Raw genomic sequence first — 12,669 nt, 5'->3', positions numbered from 1 at the left:
CGGTATTTTGTTGTTAAGCGCTAGCCTAATTAGAACAGGTATTTAACACCAATTTTTAACTGCCAAGCCGACTTGTTGATGTCATAACTATTCTGGTTATCGGTTTCGATACCATCTTGGCCATAGGGCACAGAGTAAGTGTAAACCCCAGTGCTGGCATTGTAATCATGGTCAACAAGTGTTGATGTACCATAGCTTTGGTATTCAACCACGCCCCAATCATCATTAAGTAAATTAAGCACGTTGCTCACATCAAAGTATAAAAGGCCTTTATGATCGTCGGTAAAGCCTGGTAGTTCTTGAGTAAAGCGGAAATCAAGCTGATGCACCCAAGGTTGGTTATCAGTGCCTTTAGGTGCAATCCCCCCTGCATATTGACCTAGACCAATCTCATCGACAGCCGCTTTAAATTGTTCGTAAGTTAGCCCGTCACCGTACTCAACATTCGGGTCGTCGGCACCTGTTGGAATATACGGTAAGTAGTATGACGCATTAGCAAAACTTGATTGGTCGCCTAAGTTACCATCTTTATATGAGCCTAACACCCAAGTCATCGGATTACCTTCACGCGCCTCATAGAATAAGTTAAAGCTTGAGTTATAACCCGATACGATTTCAACATCATAACCTAAGCTAAACGTAAAGCGATGCGGCGTCTCATAATAGCCTGTGCCCATTGTGGTGCTATTACGATCATACTGAACCGGCGTGTACTGATAGTTTGACGTTGCGGTAGAAGATGAACCTTGGTTACCTTCTTTTACAGCGTTATAAGCATATCCTGCGCGCATGCTTAAACCCATGTCCCAGTTTTTTGCCAGCGATAAACTCAAGGTTTTGCTGGTACCATCATCGTCAGCATTGGTTAGCATAATGTCATAACGGTCAGTATTACCACCGGTGCCACCATTTGCCAATGAGTCCCATGTTTCATACACAACACGGCCAGTGGCATCTGTCGTCACTTGACGACGAGCCAAATCAACCCAGGCTAAATCGTTTTCTTTTTGAATGTATAAAAACTCTGCCCCTACAAACCAATCATCACCCAATGCACCAAAATCCCAAGTGCTATCGACACCAATACTAGCTCGCCAGTCTGACGGTAATTTAAAATGAGGGTCAATAGCATTCACGTTACCGTCGCCACCGACTAAACCGTCTTGCGCAGCAGAAGGTACACTCGCAAAGTCAGGTGTGCCCCAAGCAGAATTCCAGCCATCGTTGTAGCTGAGTAAGCTGTTACCATCATTTGAGAAACTGTTTGAAATCCATACCGTCGGAGAGCCACCACTATATCGCCCTACACCACCATGTATGCTGATATCTTCAGTTAGTGCATATTGCACGCCTATACGCGGTAACCAAATATCTTGACCATCTAAGGTTTCGTTATTAGCAAAACCATAGCGCTCAACAAAATTTTGGTTGATTGCAGGCGAATCAGACATGCTAATGGTTTCATAACGCAAACCAAATGTGAGGGTTAAATCTGCGGTGATATCCCATGAATCTTCAGCAAACAATGCTAACGTGTCCATGTTAAAAGCTGCACCAACATCGTCAGGATTACCAGATATTGCATTAGAATAGAAAAACTGGTCTACATCACCGTTTTCAAAGTCTTCAATGGTATTAAATGACCAGTTACCTGCCACATTTTGGGCAAACAGGTTAAACACTTCAATGCTATTGTACTGAGCACCAAAGCCAATTTCATGATCGCCTAGGTAATAATCACCCACAAAACGTAGTTCAAGGTTTTGGTTATCAAGCTCGTTTGCCTGACGTGATTTATCTGTACCAAATACCACATAATCGCTAGCACGATCATAGGTTTGAACCGACACCATACCGATGCCTAAGTCATCAATGGTTTTCGATTTAGTGGTTGAGTCTTTATAAGCTATTTTAATTTCAGTGCTGAAATCATCAGTCCAATCGCTGTATAAGTTAGCAGCATAGGTTTCTAATGTTTCTTCTTTGTCGTACCAAGTGCTTGATAATTTTAAAGACGATGAGCTTGAGCTCATGTTATTGGTTAAGTTACCGACTGTAGATTGGTAAGTAAAACTCGCACGGTGCTGGTCGTTAATGTTCCAGTCAATTTTAGCTAGCATTTTTTCATCTTTTTCTTGTGGCGTGGTAGTGTAGCCACCAATGCTATCTAAGCCATAAACCGATTGGGCAATCTGTTCAATTTGCGTTAATTCCGCTGAAGTAATATCCGAGTCGTTTGCATACCCTGCATCGGCTGGCCCCCACTCTGCAGATTTTGGTGCATCGAAGTTTTCATAAGAACCAAAGAAAAACAACGTATCTTTAATTAACGGGAAACCCACCGTGCCACCAAACGTAGTTTCTTCAAAATCTTGCTTTAACGTTTCACCAGTTTGTTGGTTTTTACCATCACCCGCCATACTGTCGTTAGTGGTTTCCCAAAATACTGAACCTGATAGTTCGTTAGTACCAGACTTAGTGACCGCATTAATTTGCGCGCCCGTAAAACCACCATTGCGCGCACTGTATGGCGATACATTTAACGCCACACTCTCAACAGCATCAATTGAAATAGGTGAACGTTGTGTTGGGTAACCGTTTGAGTTAAGGCCAAAATCATCGTTTTGCGATATGCCATCAACCACAAAAGTATTGAAACGAGGATTTAAACCTGCCACGCTCATTGATACACCATCTGTACCAACTACAGCCATTGGGTTTTGACGCAATACGTCTTTTAAATCTCGGTTAAGGCCAGGTGAATTGGCAATATCTTGCTCGCCAAATTCACTATTGGCCCCCGCTGAACGGTAATAACCCGCACTCCCTACCACGCCAATGCGCTCCATTTCGTTTGCATTTTGTAAAGTGCGGTTAAAACGGAATGTCTCGCCTAGTTGCAAGTAAACATCTTCTTCAACAGTGTCGGCAAACTGATCAGAATCGACTTTAATAATATAAGGACCACCAACACGTAAACCGCGTGCAGAAAACTGACCATCTGCCGTAACAGGCACTTCGGTAACCGTCCCTGTTGGTTGGTGAATAATAGTAATTTTAGCATCAGAAGCAGCACTTCCTGCTGGCCCCATAATTTGTCCACGTATGTCTGATGCTGTGTTAGCTGCAGATGCAGGCAATGCAACACCCATAGCAAAACACGTCGCTAGCGCCAAGCGACTCATTTTATGACTTAGTAACATTTCAAACCCCTGAAAACTTCTTATATTTTAATGTTTAACCCAATCCGCTGGGCCTTGTATTGAAATGCAGCAAAAACTGCAGGGCGAAGTGTAGGGAGATTATGTTGCATTTTAATGTCAAAATTTGTACAAAAAACAACAATTAGGAAACCTAGTGGTTACACAAAACTGTCATAAAGGTGCTGTATATTCCCGTCAAAAATTGCAAGGTTTGTTTGCAGCCAAATAACGCACTAAAAAGAGTGGAAAAAATGAGAAAGTCAGTTTGGGTCAATAAAAGCATGATGATAGCGAGCGGGTTATTACTTTCGTTAAGCATCAACTCACCGGCTTTTGCCTTTGGGCAGCTGGGGCATCGTATCGTTGGCGACTTGGCTCAACAACACTTGAGCGATAACGCGAAGCAACAGATTAATCAGCTAACAAATGGGGAAAGCTTAGCGCAAATGTCTACATGGGCAGATGAAATTCGCTCAGATAAAAACTGGCATCACGCAGCGCCCTGGCATTACATTTCAATTGAAGATGATGAAACATGGCAGTCAGTAACACGCAATCCAGATGGCGATATCATTGAAAGTCTACAACGATTTGAAAATGTTTTGAAAAATCCTAAAGCTAGCCAAAAAGATAAATGGCAAGCGCTGGCCTTTTATGTGCATTTTGTGGGTGATATCCACCAGCCTTTACATGTGGGCCATCGCCACGATAAAGGTGGTAACACAATTAACGTAAAATGGTTTGGCCAAGAAACCAATTTACACAGCGTATGGGACAGCAAAATCATCGAGCAACAGCAATTAAGCTACACCGAATACAGTGAGTTTTTGAGCCGCATCAGTCAAGCTGAGCGCCAGCAATGGTCAGGGCAAAGTTATTATGAGTGGGCAGAAGAGTCTAAGTTTTTACGTAAAAAAACTTATATTTTGGAGCAAAACTATCAGGGAGAAGATGATTTACGCTTCAACTATGTATTTGTAAATAAACCTATTGTTGAAAAAAGATTGCAACAAGCTGGCATCCGTTTAGCTGAAAAACTCAATGCTATTTTTCATTAATCATCCGTTAAAACAGTTAACAAAATAAAACGGAGATCAATTGATCCCCGTTGTGATTTACGCTATGTCGTTAGTCAATAAGGCTAACGCCATAGTGCATATTAGCGTTCAAACTTATGGTATTTCTCGATACCAAATGAACGACCTTCAGCATGACATGTTGCACAAGATTCGCCAGTAGGTTGAGTAAACCAAGTACCGTCGTTACCTGACCCTTTTTCTGCGCTAATTTCACCACCATTTAACTCCATGTGGTTCAACGATTGGTCACCGTTATGACACGCAAAACAGTTTGCAGTTATCGGGCTAGCCATCTTAGTTTGGTCGCCATTATTGAATGCTTTAGCACGTATGTACTGATTAGGTATTGCATTCAAGTCAATGCCATCAGCATGACAAGACACACAGTTAATGGCATTTAATGCCGCGGCAGAGTTGGTAATATTATTGCCATCAGCATCTGTTTTAGCGCCAGATAACGAGTTACCAATTCCCCAGTGCATACTGTGTACCATTGGGCCATAACCAGGGGCTGAGTTTGCCGCACTACGATCTTGTCCATTGTTATGACAAGCGACGCAATCAACACCACCATTATTGTAAGCACCATTTTTGTGGTAGTTGGTTTCGCTGTTATGACACGTTGTACAGCTATCGTTGGTCACAGCTAAGCGACGCTCATACTCAACAATGTCACCTGTTGTTTGATCAACAGCGTCAGAATAGGCTGTAAATGACATAGACGTTTCACCATCATTTTGCACCCAACCTGGGTAGCTTAATGAAATGCGAGCCGTTGCCATAATACTTGCTTGATCAAAACCACTTGATGGTGATGGGAAACAGTGCGTTCTTGAGCCATCAGCATTATCCGTTTTGATTTCATTGCTACCATGGCCAGCAAATCGACCGACAATTGACTCGTTGTAATAGCCATGTAAATAAGCACCAGCATAAACAATAGGCTTACCAACCACATTGGTTGCACCTGTTGTGTCGCCATCTTTGTTGTATAACGAACCAATATTCACTTGGGTCTTGGTGCCACTGCTAATGTCAAATAACGACATAGTGGTACACCAAATGCCTGCATCATTTTTCTGCGGAGCTGTGGTTTCAGCGGTGTAACTCACACGCATCGCTTGCAAGGTTTCTAAACCACTCTTATTTAAGTGGAACTCTCTCGCATCAAACTCACTGCTATTACTGTTGCTAATAACTTGGGCATAACTAGAGCTGCTAGACGTGTTATGACAATCAGCACAACCGTTACCAGCAAGGCTGGTGTTCATTACAGGCTCAGCATGACAGGTATAACAGTTAGCGGGTTCAAAATCTTTTTCAAAATTTTGATGATTAATGTGTCCAAGCATTTGCATGGTGTTTTTAGCATAACCACCGGTGGTTAATGAGGTGCCGTCTGCAGCGACATCACGCGGTACGTTGTTATGACACACCATACAACCACCAACAAAGTCGACTTCTCCATCGGTATTTAACGCCACATAGCCAGCATGTTTGAGATCAGACTCGGCATAATCAACATGACATGCATAACAGGTTTCTGTTGTTGAGGTATGCATCATCTCAGGTTTTGCCACTAGCACATACGGTGACTTGGCAATATCGCCTCCGCCAACTTGCAAACGAATTAATGCTTCAGTGTCAGCTTGCACCCCCGCCATTGGCGCAACTAATTGATAGTTACCATTATCAAGTAGGGTTAGCGACGCACCTTCTGTTGGCGATGAACCACCCACCGTAGCATTACCGCCCACGCTACCATCTCGACTGCGTTGCATACCATTTTCGGTTTTAGCAGCAAGGTAAATTGATGCATCTGTTAAACCGGTGATGGCATAACCTGATTCGTTGGTCACACCAAATTCGACCGTGACGATACCATCAGCAACAATATGATTAATAAACTCAATATTGGTTGCCGTTGAAGCACTCACCGTGGGAGCTGTTGCGTCTGCACCAGGTAAACCTGGCGCGCCATCTTGCCCATCTACGCCATCAGCGCCGTCTTTACCATCACTTCCACAGGCTATTACCCCCATAGAAAGCGCTATTAACAGCGCTATTTTGCACATTTTTATTGTTTTCATCATTACTCCAGCGTCGCTTAAACGACTTATCACTTTATAGGTATCTTACGAGCGTGATAGTAGTGCAAGCAGCTAAAAGGCAAGGAGAGGTAAATCACAATATTTGTGCAATTAAAGTGCAGAAATGTTTAATTGTTGTTAATTCATGATGTGCTTCATAATATGTAAAAATTATTTAAAACTTAAGGTATTTTTAAGGGTTTAACCCATTATGCATTATGCAAAAAAGGCACTTATTTATGCATTATCTATGCAGATAGTTTTGTCACCATAACAAAGCAAATCACTTATTAATGGCCGTAAAAAAGCCAGTGATATTGCTCACTGGCTTTATTAAATTAACAATTTGTGCCCAGTGTTTAATGGCTGATTATGAACAGCAGCTTTTGTCTTTATTGGCTTTTGGGATCATATCCCATAACACTTTAGCCATTAATATCGCTAACACAATACCAGATACGGCCACTACTCCTTGGGGCAATAATGCATGCTCTTCACTAATTTGTGGCATCACTTTAAAGCCAAATATGTCGACTAAATAATTAACCAATACACCAAAGGCTAATGACACACCGATAACACCGCCTAAATAGCCATAAAGCGCACGTTTGCCTAACTCTTTAGTCACAACACCCAGTGTTGCGATATTCGTGGCTGGGCCTGCCATCATAAACACCAATACCGCACCAGGAGACACTCCCGCTAACAGTAAACCTGCCGCAATCGGCGTTGAAGCAGTAGCACAGATATACATAGGGATAGACACTAGCACCATCACTAACATGGCTAAAATACCGTCGCCCCACTTCACTAAAAAATCGCTTGGCACGTAAGTCTGCACTAAAGCGGCAAAAAACAACCCGACTAATAACCATAGCGTAGTGTCTTTAATTAAATCTGTGGCCGCATAATGCAAACCAGAGAATACTCGGCTCATTACACTGTTTTGCTTTAACTCAGTTGCCATATCTTGAGTTGAAGCGCAGCAGCTCTCTTGTTCAGCGTTTACCGCTTCATCTTTGTTTGCTGGCGCTGACTTGGATGCACAACAACTGCTTACCGCCTCACCTTTTGGCTCAGCCAGACTACTGCAACAACTGGATTTAACCGTGTCTGGTTTTTTAGGAGCTGCTGCATTAGTGCTACAACATGACCCAGATGATTCAGGCTGAGATGGTGCATCAGCGTTAGTTGCACAACAACGGCTTTGCGCTGGCGCTGGTCCAGCACTCAACACCTTGGCTGAGGCCATAGGGCTTAACACAGACTCGGTGTTAACTGCGGTCATTTTCACCCCAGCATGCTGCACAGTATCAGCCTTGCCGTTATGGAGAGTTGACGTCGCTTGAGACGAGCTTGATTGACCGGTCTTTTTGCTTGCACAGCAAGACGACTCAACTTTTGCAGTTGTCGTGTTGTCAGCTTGAGTCTCAGTCATTGCTGGCACACCATCATCGTCATCGCGCCCGACCAATAGCCCCGCCACAATCGCGCTAGTAATAGCTGCAATAGGGCGCACTATGGCCATAAACGGCCCGAGTAGCACGTAAGAAACGGTAATCGAATCGACACCGGTTTCTGGAGTCGACACTAAAAATGAGGTCGTGGCTGCTTTTGACGCACCCGCACGGCGCAAGCCAACCGCCGCAGGGATCACCCCGCACGAACATAAAGGTAACGGCGCACCTAATAATGCCGCTTTAAATACCGTTTTTACCCCATGACCACCCAGTTGCTTTTGCATCCATGCCATTGGCACAAACACCTTTAACAACCCTGCTAATACTAAACCCAGCAAAAGCCAAGGGGCGGACTCTAAAAATAAATGAACAAAATTGGTCAATAACATATTTAGTCCTTATGACCTGAATGAGAGAAATGATGCTGTTCTTTTTTGGCAATAATATGTTGATCTGACGACTCTAACGCTTCCAATATCGAGCAATGCTCAGCGCTATCAGGGCCACCACAACAGGTGTTAGATAAACTCTTTAACGACGTCGCAAAATGCTGTAACTCAGCCAGTTTTGCTTCAACTTGTTCAAGCTTAGTGTCGACCAAGCCTTTCACTTCAGCACAGGCACGGTTTGATTTATCTACTTCTATAGACAATAAATCGGCAATGTCATTAAGCGAAAACCCCACCGCCTTGGCACGCAGGATAAACTTCAACCTTTCAGAGTCGTCTTGATTATATAATCGATAGCCTGAGTCTGAACGGCTCGAAGGAGACAGCAGCCCATGCTTTTCGTAAAACCGTAACGTGTCAGCCTTAATGTCGTACAAGGCTGAAAGCTCGCCAATTCGATACATAATTTAACCTCTACTCAGAAAGTGTATTCAGCTAAAAAGTCTCTGAAATTATCTTAAGTATAAACCTTAGAGTTTAATCCAAGGTCAAGGGTTTATTGTGGATTATTTTTGATTATCTTTGTTCTTATTTCAATATTGTGAAATCACATAGAAAAAACACCCAATACAAGCGGTTTACGATAAAATATGCCCGCCTGATCATAAGACTGTTATCTAGAAGTGTTATAGCAACTTCATAAGGGCCTTTGGTAAAGCAGACTTGAGTCAATTCTGTTTTACGAAAGATCCTTAAAATCAAACTAGTGGACCCTGTACCTACATGAATAATGTCAGACCAATTCGTCGCGCGCTGTTAAGCGTATCAGATAAAACTGGAATCCTTGAGTTTGCACAAGCGCTGCATGCACAAGGTGTTGAACTCTTATCAACGGGCGGTACTGCAAAGCTACTTGCAGACAATAATATCCCGGTAATTGAAGTTTCTGACTACACAGGTCACCCAGAAATTATGGATGGTCGTGTTAAAACCCTGCACCCAAAAATTCACGGCGGCATTTTAGCTCGTCGTGGCATTGACGAAGTGGTAATGGAACAAAACGCCATTAACCCTATCGATTTAGTGGCCGTTAACTTATATCCATTTGCTGAAACTGTGGCAAAACCAGGTTGTACCTTAGCCGACGCTGTAGAGAACATCGACATTGGCGGTCCAACCATGGTGCGCTCAACCGCCAAAAACCACAAAGACACCACAATTGTGGTTAACGCAAAAGACTACGGTCGCGTGATTGCTGAGATGCAAGCCAACAATGGCAGCACTACCTTAGAAACTCGCTTTGACCTTGCCATTGCAGCCTTTGAACATACCGCTGCTTACGACGGAATGATCGCCAATTACTTTGGTACTATGGTGCCAGCACACAGCAAGGATGAGTGCCACGACGATTCTACATTCCCACGTACGTTCAATTCACAGTTCATCAAAAAGCAAGATTTGCGCTACGGTGAAAACAGCCATCAAAAAGCCGCCTTTTATGTTGATACGCAAATTGATGAAGCCTCAGTTGCCAGCGCGATTCAGTTACAAGGCAAAGCCTTGTCTTACAACAACATTGCCGACACTGATGCCGCACTTGAATGCGTAAAAGAGTTTGAAGGCCCAGCCTGCGTTATCGTTAAACACGCTAACCCTTGTGGTGTGGCATTAGGTGCTAACCTACTAGAAGCCTACGACCGCGCCTTTAAAACCGACCCAACATCAGCCTTTGGCGGTATTATTGCCTTTAACCAAGAGTTAGATGCACAAACAGCCCAAGCCATTGTAGACCGTCAGTTTGTTGAAGTGATTATCGCGCCAACGGTCAGCCAAGCAGCACGCGACATTGTTGCAACCAAAGCCAACGTGCGTTTACTTGAGTGTGGCGTGTGGAACACTCAAACCACCACCCTAGATTACAAGCGTGTTAATGGCGGCCTGTTAGTGCAAGACCGCGATCAAGGTATGGTTAACCTAGAAGACATTAAAGTGGTATCTAAGCGCCAGCCCACAGCAGATGAATTAAAAGACTTAATGTTCTGCTGGAAAGTGGCTAAGTTTGTTAAATCTAACGCCATTGTGTACGCCAAAGATGGCATGACAATTGGTGTCGGAGCAGGCCAAATGAGCCGCGTTTACTCCGCTAAAATTGCTGGTATTAAAGCAAGCGATGAAGGTTTAGTGGTTGAAAACTCAGTAATGGCATCTGATGCTTTCTTCCCATTCCGTGACGGCATCGATGCTGCAGCGGCTGCGGGGATTAGTTGTATCATCCAGCCTGGCGGTTCAATTCGAGATGAAGAAATCATCGCCGCGGCAGACGAGCACGGTATGGCCATGGTATTTACTGGCATGCGTCACTTCCGCCACTAAATTCCACTTGAAACAAGCAGCCTTCTTTGGCTGCTTTTTTCGTTTAAAGAATCATATTATTTAGTTTATTAAAAAGGTGAATAAAGATGCAGGTACTTATTATTGGCGGTGGCGGTCGTGAACATGCTTTAGCCTGGAAAGCGGCTCAGTCTGCTCAAGTCACAAAAGTGTTTGTTGCACCCGGTAATGCTGGAACTTCTTTAGAGCCAAAATTAGAAAATGTGGCCATTCAAGTTGAAGCTATTGCTGATTTAGTTAAGTTTGCTCAAGACAACAAGATTGAGATAACCATTGTCGGCCCTGAAGTGCCATTATCATTAGGCGTTGTCGATGCTTTTAATGCTGCCGGTTTACCTATTTTTGGCCCAACAAAAGGCGCAGCACAGCTCGAATCGTCAAAAGCCTTCACCAAAGACTTTTTAGCCCGTCACAACATTCCAACGGCTGACTACTCAAACTTCACTGAGATTGCACCCGCTAAAGCTTACGCGGCTACATTAACCGCTAAAACGGGTTTCCCTGTCGTAATTAAAGCCGACGGTTTAGCTGCAGGTAAAGGCGTGATTATCGCTGCCGATCAAGCCCAGGCCGATGCCGCTATTGATGACATGCTTGCCGGTAATAAATTTGGCGATGCAGGTTCTCGTGTTGTTATTGAAGAATTTTTAAAAGGCGAAGAAGCCAGCTTTATCGTAATGGTTGACGGCAAAAACATTCTTGCTATGGCCACCAGCCAGGACCATAAAGCCCGCGACAATGCCGACCAAGGCCCTAATACCGGCGGCATGGGTGCTTACTCACCTGCGCCTGTGGTCACTCAAGCCGTACACGACTGGACGATTGCCAATGTTATTCGCCCAACCGTTGATGGCATGGCGGCTGAAGGCAATGTTTACACTGGCTTTTTATACGCGGGTTTAATGATTGCACCTGATGGCAGCGCTAAAGTGCTTGAATACAACTGCCGCTTTGGCGACCCAGAAACCCAGCCGATTATGATGCGTTTACAGTCTGACATTGTTGAGCTTTGCCTGGCAGCCACTCGTGGTGAATTAGACAAGGTCACCGCAGAATTTGACTCGCGCGCAGCAGTCGGTGTAGTGATGGCTGCAGGTGGTTACCCTGATACCTACAACAAAGGCGATGTGATTGACGGCTTAACCCTTGGTGATATCAACGGCAAAGTATTCCATGCTGGCACCGAGATGAAAGACGGCCATGTGGTCACAAATGGTGGCCGCGTATTGTGTGCTACCGCGCTAGGTCACAGCGTCACCGAAGCGCAACAAGCAGCTTATGCATTAGTAGATGCTATCCATTGGGATGACGTTTACTTCCGTACCGATATTGCTTACCGCGCCATTGCTCGTGAGCAAGGCAAAGCGTAAACCATTCGCTTATATTGTTAGCGTAAAATACTCCCTTCGATGGCAACATCGCAGGGAGTATTTATTTTTACGACCGCAAATGCTCTTACATGCCATGTGAACCAAATAATAACCCTCCCTCTGGTATTATGATCTTAAGACTGATCGGCAAGGTTAATGTTTCAATTAACGCCAAAGGTTAATAATCATTCACCTTACACCTTGTGTGATCTAGATCACAAAGGCCGTGTTGTATGAGGTGCATTCTAATCTAAAGCGAGTTGAATAAACGGTTATCTATCCGATGACCAGACCCTAACAACCTCATTAATAATGCTTGGAGAACATAATGTCATATTCTATCGAAGACCTTATCTACAAAGGTGAAAAATCAGGAGTACATGGCTGGAATACATTAGCAGGAGCCACTTTTTATTGGCATCCAGATTGGTTACATATTGCCGAAGATATGACTGGCCACAGTGCGATGACCGGCATTACCCCTGCGAAAGGTAAACCCAATAAAGCGGATGCTGAAACCGCCATCGTGAAACACCTAAATAATCCCAAGTAATTAATTTATATAGAGCACTCAAATGGCTCATCTAACTGAGTCAAATTAGACATTCTAGCAAGGGTATCACTGGTCCCACCACATACCCTTAGTGAATATTTATGCTTTTAACCTGTCGCTTAACCTAGCCATGT

8 protein-coding genes are annotated in these 12,669 nt (G+C 43.9%); 4 read left to right on the top strand and 4 right to left on the bottom strand.

The window, feature by feature from the left end; all coding sequences use genetic code 11:
• Positions 1–29: 29 nt before the first annotated feature.
• Positions 30–3,203, bottom strand: coding sequence for a TonB-dependent receptor (locus tag PQR79_RS18690; protein WP_238103021.1), 3,174 nt, complete (start codon positions 3,201–3,203; stop codon positions 30–32).
• Positions 3,204–3,454: 251 nt separating this feature from the next.
• On the opposite strand from PQR79_RS18690, the gene PQR79_RS18685 reads away from it, so the two are divergent.
• A complete protein-coding gene (locus PQR79_RS18685; protein WP_238103022.1) occupies positions 3,455–4,261 on the top strand; it encodes a S1/P1 nuclease in 807 nt (268 codons plus the stop codon).
• Between the two features lie 101 nt (positions 4,262–4,362).
• Here PQR79_RS18685 and PQR79_RS18680 read toward each other — a convergent pair whose 3' ends face one another.
• From PQR79_RS18680 to zntR, 3 genes are all read right to left on the bottom strand, one after another.
• Complete coding sequence (locus PQR79_RS18680; RefSeq protein WP_274408613.1) at positions 4,363–6,375, bottom strand: multiheme c-type cytochrome; 2,013 nt, start codon at positions 6,373–6,375, stop codon at positions 4,363–4,365.
• Positions 6,376–6,742: 367 nt separating this feature from the next.
• The gene (locus PQR79_RS18675) at positions 6,743–8,221 is read right to left on the bottom strand and encodes an SO_0444 family Cu/Zn efflux transporter (RefSeq protein ID WP_238103024.1); all 1,479 of its coding nucleotides are present in this window, start codon (positions 8,219–8,221) and stop codon (positions 6,743–6,745) included.
• 2 nt (positions 8,222–8,223) lie between these two features.
• A complete protein-coding gene (gene zntR / locus PQR79_RS18670; RefSeq protein WP_238103025.1) occupies positions 8,224–8,685 on the bottom strand; it encodes a Zn(2+)-responsive transcriptional regulator in 462 nt (153 codons plus the stop codon).
• 319 nt (positions 8,686–9,004) lie between these two features.
• On the opposite strand from zntR, the gene purH reads away from it, so the two are divergent.
• The 3 genes from purH to PQR79_RS18655 all read left to right on the top strand — a co-directional run bounded on the left by purH (position 9,005) and on the right by PQR79_RS18655 (position 12,535).
• Positions 9,005–10,594, top strand: a complete 1,590-nt coding sequence (purH, locus tag PQR79_RS18665; RefSeq protein WP_238103026.1) for a bifunctional phosphoribosylaminoimidazolecarboxamide formyltransferase/IMP cyclohydrolase — start codon at positions 9,005–9,007, stop codon at positions 10,592–10,594.
• 86 nt (positions 10,595–10,680) lie between these two features.
• Complete coding sequence (purD, locus tag PQR79_RS18660) at positions 10,681–11,982, top strand: phosphoribosylamine--glycine ligase (protein WP_238103027.1); 1,302 nt, start codon at positions 10,681–10,683, stop codon at positions 11,980–11,982.
• 328 nt (positions 11,983–12,310) lie between these two features.
• Entirely contained in the window at positions 12,311–12,535 is a 225-nt protein-coding gene (locus PQR79_RS18655; RefSeq protein WP_238103028.1) for a hypothetical protein, read from the top strand.
• Positions 12,536–12,669: the final 134 nt, after the last annotated feature.

Origin of the sequence: Shewanella metallivivens (genome assembly GCF_028750675.1) — a bacterium.
In the GTDB taxonomy this organism is placed as follows: domain Bacteria; phylum Pseudomonadota; class Gammaproteobacteria; order Enterobacterales; family Shewanellaceae; genus Shewanella; species Shewanella metallivivens.
This window is presented reverse-complemented; position numbering and strand designations above follow the sequence as displayed.

Excerpts from the sequence above, each read along its gene's own strand:
- PQR79_RS18690 (WP_238103021.1), bottom strand. The coding sequence starts at position 3,203 with ATGTTACTAAGTCATAAAATGAGTCGCTTGGCGCTAGCGACGTGTTTT.
- PQR79_RS18685 (WP_238103022.1), top strand. The coding sequence starts at position 3,455 with ATGAGAAAGTCAGTTTGGGTCAATAAAAGCATGATGATAGCGAGCGGG.
- PQR79_RS18680 (WP_274408613.1), bottom strand. The coding sequence starts at position 6,375 with ATGATGAAAACAATAAAAATGTGCAAAATAGCGCTGTTAATAGCGCTT.
- PQR79_RS18675 (WP_238103024.1), bottom strand. The coding sequence starts at position 8,221 with ATGTTATTGACCAATTTTGTTCATTTATTTTTAGAGTCCGCCCCTTGG.
- zntR (WP_238103025.1), bottom strand. The coding sequence starts at position 8,685 with ATGTATCGAATTGGCGAGCTTTCAGCCTTGTACGACATTAAGGCTGAC.
- purH (WP_238103026.1), top strand. The coding sequence starts at position 9,005 with ATGAATAATGTCAGACCAATTCGTCGCGCGCTGTTAAGCGTATCAGAT.
- purD (WP_238103027.1), top strand. The coding sequence starts at position 10,681 with ATGCAGGTACTTATTATTGGCGGTGGCGGTCGTGAACATGCTTTAGCC.
- PQR79_RS18655 (WP_238103028.1), top strand. The coding sequence starts at position 12,311 with ATGTCATATTCTATCGAAGACCTTATCTACAAAGGTGAAAAATCAGGA.